This window comes from Rhizobium sp. 2YAF20, assembly GCF_052114685.1.
GTDB lineage: Bacteria > Pseudomonadota > Alphaproteobacteria > Rhizobiales > Rhizobiaceae > Rhizobium.
In genome coordinates, this window is the sequence record NZ_JBFRFF010000005.1 from 224,960 (window position 1) to 240,140 (window position 15,181).

Sequence of the window (15,181 nt, forward strand, 5' to 3'; positions counted from 1 at the left end):
GGAGACGAAGAATGACCCAATTCATCGGAAAGACAAGAAAGGAAGCCGCCATCAACGCCACCCTGCAGGCCTGGGGACGGGCGATGGGGGAGAAGCGGGCGGTAGACGCGGTGGCAGAGCTTACCGACGACGTCATCCAGTTTACGCTGGCGGCCCCATTGTCGTTCGAGGGCAAAAGCGCCGAGGGTCTGGCCGCCTGGTTCACCACCTGGGAAGGGCCAATCGCAGCAGAAGTGCGCAACGGCAGGCTTACCGCCGGGGAAGACGTTGCCTTCTGGAATGGTCTGATGCACATGACGGGCACCAAGACCGACGGCATCAAGGTCGACCTCTGGTTCCGCCAGACGCTCGGGCTCGTGAAGATCGGCGGCGCCTGGAAGATCGCACACATCCATACTTCGGTTCCCTTTGCGATGGATGGCAGCGGTTTGGCCGAGCTTGGGCTCAGGCCTTAGCCAATTTTTGGCCTCGGATGGCCTACTCAGCCGCCGCCCGCTTAAGGCTAGAGACCTGGGCCAGATAGGCGCGTAGCGCGGCCGGGCGCACCGGCTTTTGCTGCACACCGACCGCGTGCCTTTCGGCCTCGGCCCGGACTTCGGGCGAGCGGTCGGCGGTGATGAGAAGGGCTGGAAGGTCGGCCCCGAAATTCTGGCGCGCCAGACGGATCGCCTCGATCCCGGTGCCATCGCCGAGGTGATAGTCGGCGATGACGATATCGGGCGGCGCGTTCGTCCTAGACATCTCGGCAAGTGCCGCAAGGGAATCGGTTGCCGTGACATCGCAACCCCAACCGGACATCAAAAGCTGCATCCCCTCGAGGATTTTCGGCTCGTTATCGATGCAGAGGATGCGCAGGCCCTTCAGGCTCTGCATGGCTCGCTCAGTGATCGATGCGGATGGCGCCGCAGCTTCGATCGGCTGGGTCAGGTCGAGCGGCATGACGATGCGGAAATCCGTGCCCCGTCCGGGGATCGACCTGAGTTCGACGGGATGATCGAGAACACGGGCGATACGGTCGACGATCGAAAGCCCGAGCCCAAGGCCAGACGCCGTCTTTGCTCCCTCGTCGAGCCTTGCAAATTCCTTGAAGATCGTGCGGAATTTCGATGCCGGGATACCGATGCCGGAATCCATGACCTGGATGATGACGTTGTCGCCGCGCCGGCGCGCACCGATGAGGACCTTGCCGGTCAGGGTATATTTGATCGCGTTCGACACCAGGTTCTGGACGACGCGACGAAGCAGGTTGGGATCGGAGCGCACCTTGAGCGTTGTCGGCATGACCACCAGCTTCAGATGTTTTTCACGGGCGATCGGCGCAAAGTCGGTCTCGATCCGCTGAAGCAGCGAAGAGAGCGCCACCGGCCCCATGCGCGGCTTCATTGCGCCTGTGTCGAGCCGCGAGATATCGAGCACGGCGCCGAGAATTGTCTCGACCGATTCCAGCGCGGAATCGATGTTGCGGACCATGGCGCTATCGTCACTCTGCCCCAGCCTCTCGACCAGCGCCGAGGAGTAGAGCCGGGCGGCATTGAGCGGCTGGAGGATGTCGTGGCCGGCGGCTGCGAAAAACCGCGTCTTACCGATATTTGCCTCGTCGGCGGAGGCCTGCGCGTCGGCGAGTTCCCGGTTCACCCGGGTAAGCTCGGCGGTGCGCTCAGCTACGCGTTGCTCGAGCGTTTCGTTCGCCTGTTTCAGCGCCCGGTCGGCCGCGACCCGCTGGGTGCTGTCGGTCAGCGTGGCGACGAAGCCCTTGTCAGGCATGGCGTTCGAGCGCACTTCGATGATCCTGTCGCCGCTGCCAAGGACGAGGGGAAAGGGCCTGTCGAGCGTGAGGAAATGCTTGATCACCTGGGCCTGCTCGGCGGCCGCGATATCGCCCCGCTCGCTGAAGATCGCAACGATATCGGCGAGCGGAAACCCGACCTGGCCAACAGTTTCCGGCAGATCGAGAAGCTGGCGGAAACGCCGGTTCCAGATCGTCAGCCGGTTGTGGCTGTCGAACACGGCGATGCCCTGGTCCATCTGCGAGAGCGCCGTCTGCAGCATGTCCTGGTTATATTGCAGCGCCTCGCTTGCCTGATCGAGCAGCCACGCCGTGTCGGACGAAGCATCCTCCATCTTCTGCAGGATCAGCGAAAGAACCAGCCTTGCCGAGGAGGAGCCGATGGCGCTGCCGAGTAGCTGTTCGGAAAAATGGATGAGAGCGATATCCGCCGGCTGATCGTCTTCGAGCCTTCGCCCCGCCGTCCGCTCATAGGTGTTGAACGAACGCTGCATCCGTTCCTCGCCGAGATAGCGGGCGATCGCCGTTTTCAGATCTCCGACGCTGACGCGGGTCTTCCAGTCGCGGGTGGCAAATTGCGAGCGCGAGTGGCGCTTGACGAAGATGCCCGCCTGGATACGTTCCAGCGGCCGGGCGTTGCGAGTGAGCGAACCAAGGACGAAGGCAGCAGTGTTGACCAAAAGGCTGAGCACTGTCGCATTGACCAGCGGATCGGCCTCAGGGCCGGAAAAGACGCCGGCGCCCGGAAAGATGAAAGAGAGCACGGCGGACGAGACATAGGTGTAGTTCGGGCCGCCGAGGCTTGGCAGAAACAGAAGATAGGCCCAGATCAGGAAGCCCAAACTCAAGCCCAGGATCGCGCCGCGGGCATTGGCCCTTCGCCATATCAACCCGCCGAACAGCGCCGGCGCCATCTGCGCCACGGCCGCAAACGACAGCAGGCCAATCGAGGCAAGCCCGGTCGTGCTGTCGGTCGAGCGGTAGTATCCGTAGCCGAGAAGCATCACGCCGAAGATGGCTGTCCGCCTGATGTGCAGCAGCCGATGGACAAAATCCTCGCGCTGGCCGCCATTGCTCATAAGCTTACGCTTCAGGAAAACCGGCATGACGATGTCGTTGGAAATCATGATCGAGAGTGCGACCGAGGCAACGATGGCCATGGCGGTTGCGGCCGAAAAGCCACCGATGAAGGTGATCAGCGACACCAGTGGCATCCGGCCGGTGAGCGGCAGCGACAGGACGTAGAGGTCGGCATTGCCGCTCCCCCCGAAGGTCAGGACGCCGCCGATCGCGACGGGAATGACGAAGATGTTGATCGCTATGAGATAGAGCGGAAAAAGTATGCCGGCTAGCCGCAGCTCCTTGGCGCTGTGGTTCTCGACCACCGTCACATGGAATTGCCGTGGCAGCATGATGATGGCGAATGCCGAGAGCAGCGTCAGCGTGATCCATCGGCTAAGCGGCGTCTTGTATTCGAGCGCCGACATCGCCAGGCCGTTCTGAAGCGTCTTTGCCCAAAGATCGGCCGGCCCGTCGAACAGGAACCAGATGACGCAGACGCCAACCGTCAGGAACGCCACGAGCTTGACAACGGATTCCATCGCGATCGCCAGGATCAGTCCGTCCTGATGCTCGGTGGCATCGGTGTGCCGGGTGCCGAACATGGTCGCAAAGCAGGCAAGCACGACTGTGACGATCAGCGGCAGGTCGAGGAAATAGAGATTACCGCTGCCGATACCGTAGTCGGTAGGGTTGACCATGGCCGAGACGCTGGCGGAGACCGCCTTTAGTTGCAGCGCGATATAAGGAATGGCGCCAACCAGCGATATCAGCGCCACGATCATAGCAACGGTCGAGTTCTTGCCGTAGCGGGCCGCGATGAAGTCGGCGATCGAGGTCAGTTTCTCGGCTTTGGCAAGCTCGATGATCCGCCGCATGATCGGCATGCCGAGCGTGAAGACGAGGATCGGGCCGGTATAGATTCCGATGAACTCCAGCCCCTTTTGCGAGGCAAGGCCGACGCCGCCGAAATAGGTCCATGAGGTGCAATAGATTGCCAGGCTGAGCGCATAGACGACCGGCCGTCCGCTTTCCGGCAGCGTCCGCGTCCGGCGCCGGCGGTCGCCATAGCTTGCGACGGCGAAAAGCAAAAGCAGATAGCCGAAAGCCGAGGCGACAATGACCCATCCCGGAAGCATGCGTCCTCCCCGCGCGCCGTCGCAGTTGTCGCTGGAGCTTAGGTCAAATCGACCGACTTGAAAATCCGGCCTGCCCTTAGTCTTAAGTCACATATTCAAAAGGGAATAGCGGCATACGGCCACCCATAGTGGCAATTGTCTATTGAACAAAGAGGCCAAAGATGTAGCTATGAATTCAAAGGCATTTTTAATCGTAGAGCAGGGAAGGGGATTAGTGATGCTCAATGAGTTTAAGGCATTTATCGCTCGTGGCAACGTCATGGATCTTGCAGTCGGTGTGATCATCGGCGGCGCGTTCGGCGGCATTGTCAAATCTCTCGTCGATGACATCATCATGCCGGTGGTCGGCGCTGTCTTCGGCGGGTTCGACTTCTCTAACTATTTCATCGCGCTTTCGCATAACGTCAATGCGCCTTCGCTTGCCGCCGCCCGTGCCCAGGGTGCGGTCTTCGCCTATGGCAGCTTCCTGACGGTCCTGATCAACTTCCTGATCCTTGCCTGGATCATTTTCTTGATGGTCAAGGGCGTCAACACCCTGAGCGAACAGGTTAAACGCAAGGAGGAGGCCGCAAATGTAGCTGCTCCGCCGCCGGCAGACGTTGCACTCCTGACCGAAATCCGCGACCTGCTCGCCAAGCGGCCGGCCGTCTGATCATCGCTTTGGCGCTTCGAACTCGCCTCGGGTCGGAGCGCCATTCATCACCGGAATCGATCTGTCGCTCAGGCAAAGTCATGGGATTTGCCCGACGAACTGCGGTATGAATGGTCAAACCGGAGACCTTGCGTGTCGATATTGAATAGCCTCAGCCCGCGCGCGCTCGCCGCGCCAGAAAGCGGGATTGTCGAAGTCGTCAACTACGCCCGTGGCCGTGATGGCCTCCTTCCGCTTTGGGCAGGCGAAGGCGATCTGCCGACCCCCGACTTTATCAACCGTGCAGCGATTGCATCCCTTGCGGCCGGCGAGACCTTCTACACCTGGCAGCGCGGCATCCCGGAGCTTCGCCAGGCTCTCTCCGACTATTACCTGAGGCGTTTCGGCGTCTCGTTGCCGATGGAGCATTTCTATGTCACCGGCTCCGGCATGCAGGCAATCCAGCTGGCGGTTCAGGCGATTACCTCGCCCGGTGACGAGATGATCTATCTGACGCCCGCCTGGCCCAATATTTCCGCGGCACTCGAAATATCGGGCGCAAGATCCATCGGCGTGCCGCTGCGGTTCGAAAACAGCAAGTGGACGATCGACATCGAAAGGCTGGAGGCGGCCATCACGCCGAGGACGAAGGGCATATTCGTCAACACGCCCTCGAACCCCACGGGCTGGACAGCGACGCACCAGGATCTGGCAACCCTTCTTGGCCTTGCCCGCAAGCATGGCCTCTGGATCATGGCCGATGAGATTTACGCGCTCTATTATTACGCCAGTGGGCGAGCGCCTTCCTTCCTCGATATCAAGGAAGCCGACGACAGGATCATCTTCGTCAACTCCTTCTCCAAGAACTGGTCGATGACCGGCTGGCGCGTCGGCTGGATCGTCGCGCCGCCGGAAACCGGGCAGGTCATGGAAAATCTGGTTCAGTATTCCACATCAGGCGTCGCGCAATTTATGCAGAAGGGCGCGGTTACAGCCCTTGATGAAGGCGATGACTTTGTCCGCTCGAACATCGAGAAGGCGACACGCTCGCGCGATATCCTCTGCGACGCGTTGATTGCGACAAACCGCGTCGAGACGTTGAAGCCGGACGGTGCGATCTACGCCTTCCTAAAGGTCGACGGCATTACCGACAGCCGCCAGGCTGCGCTCGATATCGTCGACAAGACCGGAGTAGGCCTTGCGCCCGGCACTGCGTTCGGGCCCGGCGGCGAGGCTTTCCTGCGGGCCTGCTTCCTGCGCGACCCCGCACAGATTGCCGATGCGGCACAGCGCCTCTGCGATTATATCCTCAAGCGCTGATTGTGCTTGCCAAGTCCGACGATGCCCAAGCCCGGCCTCGCGTCGGGCTTTTTCATGTCAGTAATGCCGATCGATAAAGTTTGATCGAATGGCGGAATACCTCCCTAACCATATGAACAATCTACTGCTTCTCAACGGCCCAAAAGGTGGGTTCATAATCAAATCTGAAAGAAGCTGAACTGCATATGCTTCCCGCAGAACAACTCAGGGACGCTTATAGATGGCCGTATTGGTAACAGGCGGCGCCGGTTATATCGGCAGCCACATGGTCTGGACCTTGCTAGATGCGGGTGAGGACGTGGTCGTCATCGACAGGCTTTCCACCGGCTTCCGCTGGGCCGTCGCCCCTGCTGCCCGCTTTTATCTCGGCGATGCCGCCGATGAGGCACTTCTTCAAAAAATATTCACCGAAAACGACATCGAGGCGATCATCCATTTCGCCGGTTCCGCGGTGGTTCCCACATCGATCGTCGATCCGCTTGCCTATTACGACAACAATACCGGCAAGACCCGGTCGCTGATGAGTGCCGCGATCAAGGCCGGCATCCGCCATTTCGTCTTTTCCTCGACCGCAGCTGTTTATGGTCCACAGGCCTCCTGCGACCCGGTCTCGGAGACAGCGCCGCTCCATCCCGAAACACCCTATGGGCATTCTAAACTGATGTCGGAGATGATGCTGCGTGACGTGGCTTCCGCCTACGATTTCCGCTATGTGGCGCTGCGTTATTTCAACGTCGCCGGTGCCGATGCCGAAGGCCGGGCCGGCCAGTCGACTGACGGTGCAACCCATCTGGTCAAAGTCGCGTGCGAAGCAGCGCTCGGCAAGCGCCAACAGGTGGATATCTACGGTACGGACTATCCGACCCATGACGGAACCGGCGTGCGCGACTACATCCACGTCACCGATCTCACCGAAGCACATTTGAAAGCGCTATATCGCCTGCGCGCCGGCGGTTCTTCGCTCATTGCCAATTGCGGTTATGGCATGGGCTATTCCGTCCTCGACGTTTTGAACATGGTCACGCGCGTCCACGGTCAGGCCTTCAAGATCCGGATGGCGCCGCGCCGCGTGGGGGACGCGGCAAGCGTGGTTGCGGATTCGAGCCTGGCGCGCAAGGAACTGGCCTGGACGCCAAAATACAATTGCATGGAAACCATAGTGCGTTCCGCGCTCGATTGGGAAAGCTACCTCGGCAGACGTTCGAAGCTTGATCTTGAAGCCAGCCGCAAGGCATTGGTGGCAAGCTTCTAGGCAGTGTGAATAATCCGCAGCGCTTCGAGCCAGGGCTGAGAGAAAGTGAAAATTTTATTCATGAGATAATACTAATTAGTCATATTAGAAATAACTGAAAATCAAGACTTCTGTGGTTTTTTCATTGCAAACGGAAGGAAGCCATGAAGAACTTGATTTCAGGAATGCGCCTGCAAAGGGACAACCCGAAATTCCTGTTGGCTCAGTACGATGCACTGTCGTCGCAAATTCCAATTCTCTATATCCTCCTGATCATCAATGCTTTGGCCGTTGCAATAACGCACATCAATGCAGCGCCGCTTTGGCTGGCGCTATACATCCCCGTGGCGCTCAGTGTCCTGTGCGCCATCCGTGCCGTCTGGTGGCAGCTGAACGGCAAAGGCAAGCTCAACGCCGAGCAGGCCTATCGGGTCATGCGCCGAACGATCTTTGCAGCCGGCATATTGACCTTCTGCTTTGCCGGCTGGGCAACGGCGCTCTACCAATATGGCAATGCCTACCAGCAGGGACAGATCGCATATTTCCTCGTGGTGACGGGCATTTCCTGCATCTTCTGCCTTATGCATCTGCCGGCTGCCGCGATCGTGACGACCGCGACGACCTTTTCGACGATGGTGATCGTCTTCATGTTCTCCGGCAATCCGGTTTTCCAGGCGACCGCCACGAGCGTCATATTCCTCGCCTATCCGTTCCTGCGGGTCATTCACAGCTATTTCCAGAATTTCGCCGGCCTGGTCCGGCTGACGGAAGAGCTCGGAGAAAAGCGCGCCGAGGCCGAGGAATTCAATCTTATCAATAGCCGCAATGCCCTGCAGGACCAACTGACCGGCCTTGCCAACCGCCGCAGCTTTTTTCGCGAATTGCAGCGCCAGGTGAGGGAGCGCCCGAACGAACCGCCGGTCGTCGGCCTGGTCGATCTCGATGGCTTCAAGCCTGTCAACGATGTCTTCGGACATTCCGCCGGCGACATGGTTCTGAAAGAGACAGCCATTCGCTTTGTCGGGCTGATGGGTGGCGAAGGCATGGTGTCGCGACTTGGCGGCGACGAATTCGGCATCATCTTTCCAAACGGCATGAGCCAGCAGCGTGTCAGCGATCTCGGCCAGGAGTTCTGCTCGGCGTTGCGCGTGCCTTACGAGATCCCCGGAGGATCCATCCGCATCTCCGGCTCCTGCGGCATCGTATGCCCGGAGGGTCGTGATCATTCCGCCGAGGAGCTCTACGAGAAGGCCGACTTCGCACTCTATCAGGTCAAGAGCAAGCGCAACGGCAGCGTCGAGTTCTTCTCCCAGGACCACGAGGCCATTCTCAAACAGCGCCACCTCATCGAACTCGAGCTGCAAGGCGATCAGTTTGCCAAGGAGCTTTCGCTCGAATACCAGCCGGTGATCGACCTGGCGACGGGACGGGTTGTCGGCTTTGAGGCGCTGGCCCGCTGGAACAGCATCCGTTTCGGGCGGATCAGTCCCGACGCATTTGTTCCCGCTGCCGAGCGCACCGCAATGATCGGCAAGATGACGCGGATCCTCTTTGCACAGGCCCTGGTGGGACTTGCAACCATTCCCGAGCCGCTGCGGCTTTCCTTCAATCTCTCGGCTCGCGATATTTGCGACCATGAGACTTCGATGGCTTTGCTGTCGATGGTCAACGTCTCCGGCATCGATCCGCGTCGCATAGAGTTCGAAATCACCGAGACGGCGCTATTGTCGGATTTCGATACCGCCTATGAGGTGATAGGTCTTCTTCGCGCTGCCGGCATTACCATCGCCCTCGACGATTTCGGCACCGGTTTTTCCAGCCTCAGCCATATCCACCGGCTGGAGTTCGACAAGATCAAGATCGACAAGAGCTTTGTCCTGCAGTTTGAAAAAGACGTTCGCTGCATGAACATCACGCGGTCCGTCGCAAGCCTCTGCCACAATCTCGGCATCGATGCCGTCGCCGAAGGCGTGGAAACGGCTGAGATTGCCAGCGCTCTCCATGCATGCGGCGTGCGCTTGGCGCAAGGCTATCACTTCTGCCGGCCGCTCCCGCTGTGGCAAGCCATCGAATTTGCGCTGGAGAGCCAGGCGGATACGATAGAGCGCAGTCCCCTGCGCGCGTGAGATCCACGAAGCTGCCAAAACCGTCTTAGTCTTCGCGGATCAAGCTGTGATCGCGTGTATCGCGCATGCGCAGATAAACGATCAGCGACAGGCCGATCATGATCGTCACATACCAGAAGAACCACATTTCATGACCGAGTTGCTTGAGTTTCAATGCGACCCATTCGGCGGTGCCGCCGAAGATCGTATTGGCGAGAGCATAGGGGAGCGCCACACCGAGTGCGCGGATATGCGCCGGGAAGAGTTCGGCTTTCACAACCGCGTTGATCGAGGTGTAGCCGGTAACGATCAACAGTCCTGCCAGCGACAGGGCGAAGGCGACATAGGGGCTGGTCGCCGTCGCCAGCGTCGAGAAGATGAGATAGGTGAACATCACCCCGAGAATCCCGAATCCCACCATCAACGGTTTGCGGCCGACCCGGTCGGAGAGCGCACCTGCGAGCGGCTGGACCAGCATGAACGCGAGAAGCGCAAGCGCCGTGATCTCGCTGGATGACTCCTTGCTGAAGCCGGATGTATTGACCAGGAATTTCTGCAGATAGGTGGTGTAGGCATAGAAAGCCAAGGTGCCGCCCGAGGTCAACGCCAAAACGGTAAAGGCTTCCCTTGGATAATGCATGAAAAGGATAAGGCCGCTGGACTTTTTCCCCAGATGATCCTTGGCATTTTGAAAGGACGGTGTCTCGGCAAGACCGCGTCGAATAAAGTAGACGGCAATGGCGAGGATGCCGCCGATGGCGAAGGGAATGCGCCAGCCCCATGCGCCCAACTGTTCCGGCGTGAGAATGCTCTGCAGGACAAGCAGGAGGGCTAGTGCGATCAATTGGCCGGAGATCAGCGTTACGTACTGAAAGCTCGAATAGAATCCGCGGCTCTTCTTTCCAGCCATTTCACTGAGATAGGTGGCGCTTGCACCATATTCGCCTCCGACGCTGATGCCTTGCAACAATCGGGCGAGCACCAGGGCGGTTGGGGCGAGCAAACCAATTGAACTATAACCCGGCGTGACGGCAATCAGCAGCGAGCCGAGGCACATCAACGTTACCGAGAGCGTCAGGCCAGCCTTACGGCCCTTCCTGTCGGCATAGACGCCCATGAGCCAGGCGCCGACGGGACGCATGAGGAAACCGACGGCGAAGACTGCCGCAGCGCTCAGAAGTTCTGCTGTCTGATTGCCGGAAGGGAAAAAGACCGGGGCAAAATATAGCGTGAAGGCGGTGTAGACATACCAGTCATACCACTCGACCATATTTCCCGCGGAGCCACCTATGATCGATCTCAGTCGCGTTTTCTTGTCAATGGTAAGCGCACTCTGTATCAAGTTGATTGTGTCCGTCATCAGGCGTCCCAATCCGATTTACGTGCTAAAAATTTTGGATATTTCGCGGTACTATGGATGACAAAAACACAACCTTCAAGCCGGGCTTCGTTAAATTGCAGTCAATTTGATGTGGATTAGTGCTTCCAGCCTTACCTTTGCCGGAGGCCTTAGCAATGGTATGCGTTTGTTGGTCCTTGGGGCGGATGGTTCGGATAGAGTGATCGATTTCACTGATAGTCTCAGCTCGCCAAATCGTGTTATCGCCCATCGCAATCTATTGTCGGTGAAGCGCTGGACAGATGGGCCAAAGGTGCCCATGTCCTTGCTGTAGCTGGATTCGGAGTTGGCCAATGCAAAGCCTGGATACTGACGAGATACTGGTCGGACGCAACGGTTCGGCAGGCATCATCCGGCTCAACCGGCCAAAGGCGTTGAACAGCCTGACGCTGCCAATGGTTCGCGCGATCACCAAGGCACTTGACGACTTTGCCGCCGATACCGACGTTGCCAGCGTCATTGTCATGGGCGAGGGCGAGCGGGGCCTTTGCGCCGGCGGCGATATCCGCGCGCTCTACCAGAGCGGCCGCGCGGAAAGCGGCGACGCCACCACTTTTTGGCGCGACGAATTTCAGCTGAACCACGCAATCGCCAACTATTCGAAACCCTATGTCGCGCTTATGGACGGCATAACCATGGGCGGCGGCGTCGGGCTTTCGGCCCATGGCAGCCATAGGGTCGTCACCGAGCGCACCCGGCTTGCAATGCCTGAAACCGGCATCGGTTATTTCCCCGATGTCGGCGCCACCTGGCTCCTGCCTCGCGCACCCGGCGAAACGGGAACCTGGATGGCCTTGACCGGCCTCGACATCGCTGCTTCCGACGCGATTCATGCCAATCTGGCAGATCATCATGTTCGCTCAGCGGATCTTTCGAAACTGGTCGATGCGATCGGCCGACTTCCTCGCCGGGCGTCGGGTGCCGACATCAATGCCGCCATCGCCGCTCTGGGAGAGGTGCCGGCCCCAGCACGGCTGGCAGCCAACGGTGAATTGATCGACCGCCTTTTTGCCTTCGATACGGTTGAGGAAATCGTTGATGCGCTTGAGAGCGAGCATGGGGATTTTGTCCAAACGACGCGAAGTGCCGTCGCCATGAGGTCGCCGACAAGTCTCAAGCTGACATTGAGGATGCTGCGCGCTGGGCGTAACAGCGCGAACCTTGCCGAATGCCTGGAGCGGGAGCTTGGTGCCTGCCTGCAGATCCTTCACAATCCTGATTTCTACGAGGGAATTCGCGCCGCGGTAATCGACAAGGACCGCAATCCGGCCTGGTCGCCGGCACGCCTTGCACAGGTCCATGATGCGACGATCGATCGCTTCTTTATCCCAGCGAAACCGCCGCTTTTCGAAAAACATGACGAGAAGGAACCGCAACCATGACACGGATCGCATTCATCGGCCTTGGACATATGGGTGGCCCGATGGCCGCTAACCTCGTGAAGGCCGGCCATGAGGTTGTCGGTTTCGACCTCTCGCACGAAGTGATGAAGACGGCTGAGGAGGCCGGCGTCAAACCGGCGAACGTGCTGACGGAGGCGCTCGCCGGCGCCGAGATTGTGATCACCATGCTGCGCAAGGGCTCGCAGGTGCTGACCGTCTGGAGCGACATCATCCGCTCGCCCGCCAAGGACACGCTGCTCATCGATTGCTCGACCATCGACGTCGACAGCGCCCGCAAGGCGCATGCCATGGCCAAGCAGGCCGGCTGCCTGTCGCTGGACGCCCCGGTTTCGGGCGGCACGGGCGGTGCTGCCGCCGCAACGCTCACCTTCATGGTCGGCGGATCGGAGGAGAGTTTTGCTAGGGCCAGTCCCCTGTTTCAGGCGATGGGCAAGAAGATTGTCCACTGCGGCGACGGCGGTACCGGCCAGGCCGCGAAGATCTGCAACAACATGATCCTCGGCATCTCGATGATCGGTGTCTGCGAAGCCTTTGTGCTGGGCGAAAAGCTCGGGCTTTCGCACCAGGCGCTGTTTGACGTCGCTTCGACCTCGTCGGGCCAATGCTGGTCGATCAACAGCTATTGCCCGGTCCCAGGTCCGGTTCCGGCCTCGCCGGCCAATAATTCATTCAAGCCCGGCTTTGCTGGCGAGTTGATGCTGAAGGATTTGAACCTGTCGCAGGAGGCCGGCCTTTCGGTCGGCGCGACGACACCGCTCGGCGCGGCCGCAGCACAGCTTTTCGCAATGTTCGAGAAACAGGGCAATGGAGCTCGCGATTTTTCGGCCATTATCGAGATGTTCCGCGAGCGCATCTAAGAGCGGCTCAGCGCCACATGCCACGCATGCGGGCACCCACATCGACGCGGATCTGTCGCGCCAGGGCGCTCGCTCCGGCCTCGGCTCGGACCTGCGGCCAGCCGCAGACCTCGAAGAATTGCAGCAGCGTCGCCGGAATGAAGCGGCTGCGGGACGCATAGACATGCCGGTCGCCTTGCGGGTTCTGGCCATGGGTGAAGAAGCGCTGCGGCAGCACCAGATCGAGACTGTCTTTCGCGCGCGTCATCGCGACATAAAGCAGCCGCCGTTCCTCTTCGATCTCCGCGCTGGTGCCGACGCCGAGATCGGACGGGATGCATCCGTCGACGACATTGAGCATGAATACCTTCGTCCATTCCTGCCCCTTGGCGGAATGGATGGTCGAGAGGATGAGGTAATCCTCGTCAAGAAGCGGCACGCCGGCCTGGTCGCTGGTCGCGTCCGGCGGATCGAGCGTCAGTTCGGTGAGGAATCGTTCACGCGAGGGATAACCGCCGGCGATCTGCTCCAGTTGGATCAGATCGGCCTGACGGGTGCTGGCATCCTCGTGCAGCCGGTCGAGATGCGGCTCATACCAGCGACGCACCAGGCTGATCTCGGCTGGCCACCCGGCCTTGCCGGTCTGCAGTTCCTGCAGCGTTGAGACGAAGAACGTCCAGTCTTCGCCGGTGCGGGCAGGAGTGGGGATTTCGGCGAGCGCTGCGATCGGACAGGCATCGTCGGCCATCTGGTCGAGAACGCGCTGCGCGGTGGTCGGGCCGACGCCCGGCAAAAGCTGCATCAGCCGGAAGCCGGCGACGCGATCACGCGGGTTCTGGGCGAAGCGCAGTGCCGCCAGCATGTCCTTGACATGGGCGCTGTCGAGGAATTTCAACCCGCCGAATTTGACGAAGGGAATATTGCGGCGTGTCAGCTCGATCTCCAGCGGCCCGCTGTGACCGGAGGCGCGAAAGAGCACCGCCTGCTGCTTCAGCCGCGTGCCGCCCTCGCGATTTTCGAGCACCATATCGGCGACATAGCGCGCCTGATCAGCTTCGTCCCGCACGGTCACCAGGCGCGGCCGCTCGGCTGATTGACGCTCGGTGCGCAGGTTCTTGGTGAAACGCTCGGAGGCAAGATCGATTACCGCATTGGCTGCCGCAAGGATCGGCTGCGTCGAACGGTAGTTGCGGTCGAGCGTCACGACGTTGGCTGCGGGAGAAAACGATCCTGGAAAGTCGAGGATGTTTCTGACCGTTGCTGCCCGGAAGGAATAGATCGACTGCGCGTCGTCCCCGACCACAGTGAGCCCCCGACCGCCCGGCTTCAACGCCATCAGGATCGATGATTGCAGCCGGTTGGTATCCTGGTACTCGTCGACGAGCACATGGTCGAATCGCCCGCCTATATCCTCCGCGATAAGCGGTTCATGAACCATATGGGCCCAATAGAGCAGCAGGTCGTCGTAATCGAGGACGTTCTGGACCTGCTTGGCCTCGACGTAGGCCGCAAAAAGCTCCCGCAATTGTTTTTCCCAGGCAGCACACCAGGGGAACGCGTCTCGAAGGACCTCTTCCAGCGCGGTTTCCGAATTGACGGCACGGGAATAGATCGCAAGACAGGTGCCCTTAGTGGGAAACCGACTTTCCGTCTTCGAAAATCCGAGCTCGTGGCGGGCAAGGTTCATCAGGTCGGCGCTATCTTCGCGGTCGTGAATAGTGAAGGCGGGGTCAAGCCCGATCTGCTCGGCATAATCGCGCAGCAGTCTGGCGCCGATGCCGTGGAAGGTGCCGGTCCAAGCCAGCGCGTCAGTGACGAGGCCGGCATTGGTGCCGAGAACTTGCGTGCAGATGCGCTCGACTCGACGCGCCATCTCGGAGGCTGCCCGGCGGGAAAAGGTCATGAGCAGGATGCGGCGCGGGTCTGCGCCCTTGACGATCAGATGTGCCACGCGATGGGCGAGCGTGTTGGTCTTGCCGGAGCCGGCCCCGGCGATCACCAGTAGCGGCCCGGAAACATGGCTGCCTTCGATGTCGGTGCCGTGCTCAACCGCGAGGCGTTGTTCCGGGTTGAGTTTTTCGAGATAGCCGGCGTTCATCAGGTCTCCTGCGGTGCCCGGATAGGGCCGCTGACACGCCGGCGATACCTGCGCAAAGGAATCGAAGCCTATTCGGCAGTAGCGATGTTCCATGAATGTTCCGAATCGCCGCCCGGTGTCAAGACGTCGATGGCGCTTTGCCACATCCTCATTTGGAACATGGGAGAGAGGTGT

10 protein-coding genes are annotated in these 15,181 nt (G+C 59.9%); 7 read left to right on the forward strand and 3 right to left on the reverse strand.

Annotated features, from left to right (window positions below; all coding sequences use genetic code 11):
- Nucleotides 1–11 precede the first annotated feature (11 nt).
- A complete protein-coding gene (locus AB4Z52_RS10300) occupies nucleotides 12–455 on the forward strand; it encodes a YybH family protein (RefSeq protein ID WP_442217804.1) in 444 nt (147 codons plus the stop codon).
- A 22-nt stretch (nucleotides 456–477) separates the two neighbouring features.
- On the opposite strand, the gene AB4Z52_RS10305 is transcribed toward AB4Z52_RS10300, so the two are convergent.
- On the reverse strand, nucleotides 478–3,984 hold the full coding sequence (locus AB4Z52_RS10305) for a hybrid sensor histidine kinase/response regulator (RefSeq protein WP_442217805.1): 3,507 nt from the start codon (nucleotides 3,982–3,984) through the stop codon (nucleotides 478–480).
- A 217-nt stretch (nucleotides 3,985–4,201) separates the two neighbouring features.
- Between AB4Z52_RS10305 and mscL the strand changes: the two genes are divergently transcribed.
- The 4 genes from mscL (at nucleotide 4,202) to AB4Z52_RS10325 (ending at nucleotide 9,292) form a co-directional block, all read left to right on the forward strand.
- Nucleotides 4,202–4,636 (forward strand): large conductance mechanosensitive channel protein MscL, encoded by a 435-nt coding sequence (gene mscL, locus AB4Z52_RS10310; protein WP_442217806.1) that lies wholly within the window; start codon nucleotides 4,202–4,204, stop codon nucleotides 4,634–4,636.
- A 132-nt stretch (nucleotides 4,637–4,768) separates the two neighbouring features.
- Nucleotides 4,769–5,935 carry a pyridoxal phosphate-dependent aminotransferase gene (locus tag AB4Z52_RS10315; protein WP_442217807.1) on the forward strand — a complete coding sequence of 389 codons (1,167 nt, stop codon included), beginning with the start codon at nucleotides 4,769–4,771 and terminating at the stop codon, nucleotides 5,933–5,935.
- 220 nt (nucleotides 5,936–6,155) lie between these two features.
- Nucleotides 6,156–7,187, forward strand: a complete 1,032-nt coding sequence (galE, locus tag AB4Z52_RS10320; RefSeq protein ID WP_442217808.1) for a UDP-glucose 4-epimerase GalE — start codon at nucleotides 6,156–6,158, stop codon at nucleotides 7,185–7,187.
- A gap of 143 nt (nucleotides 7,188–7,330) precedes the next feature.
- A complete protein-coding gene (locus AB4Z52_RS10325; RefSeq protein WP_442217809.1) occupies nucleotides 7,331–9,292 on the forward strand; it encodes a putative bifunctional diguanylate cyclase/phosphodiesterase in 1,962 nt (653 codons plus the stop codon).
- Between the two features lie 25 nt (nucleotides 9,293–9,317).
- On the opposite strand, the gene AB4Z52_RS10330 is transcribed toward AB4Z52_RS10325, so the two are convergent.
- Nucleotides 9,318–10,631 carry an MFS transporter gene (locus AB4Z52_RS10330; RefSeq protein ID WP_442217810.1) on the reverse strand — a complete coding sequence of 438 codons (1,314 nt, stop codon included), beginning with the start codon at nucleotides 10,629–10,631 and terminating at the stop codon, nucleotides 9,318–9,320.
- A gap of 332 nt (nucleotides 10,632–10,963) precedes the next feature.
- Here AB4Z52_RS10330 and AB4Z52_RS10335 point away from each other — a divergent pair, with 332 nt between their 5' ends.
- Both AB4Z52_RS10335 and mmsB read left to right on the forward strand, forming a co-directional pair.
- A complete protein-coding gene (locus AB4Z52_RS10335; RefSeq protein WP_442217811.1) occupies nucleotides 10,964–12,052 on the forward strand; it encodes an enoyl-CoA hydratase/isomerase family protein in 1,089 nt (362 codons plus the stop codon).
- Nucleotides 12,049–12,930, forward strand: a complete 882-nt coding sequence (mmsB, locus tag AB4Z52_RS10340; RefSeq protein ID WP_442217812.1) for a 3-hydroxyisobutyrate dehydrogenase — start codon at nucleotides 12,049–12,051, stop codon at nucleotides 12,928–12,930. Before AB4Z52_RS10335 ends, mmsB begins: the two co-directional genes overlap by 4 nt.
- Before the next feature lie 7 nt (nucleotides 12,931–12,937).
- Here mmsB and AB4Z52_RS10345 read toward each other — a convergent pair whose 3' ends face one another.
- The gene (locus AB4Z52_RS10345) at nucleotides 12,938–15,007 is read right to left on the reverse strand and encodes an ATP-dependent helicase (RefSeq protein WP_442217868.1); all 2,070 of its coding nucleotides are present in this window, start codon (nucleotides 15,005–15,007) and stop codon (nucleotides 12,938–12,940) included.
- Nucleotides 15,008–15,181: the final 174 nt, after the last annotated feature.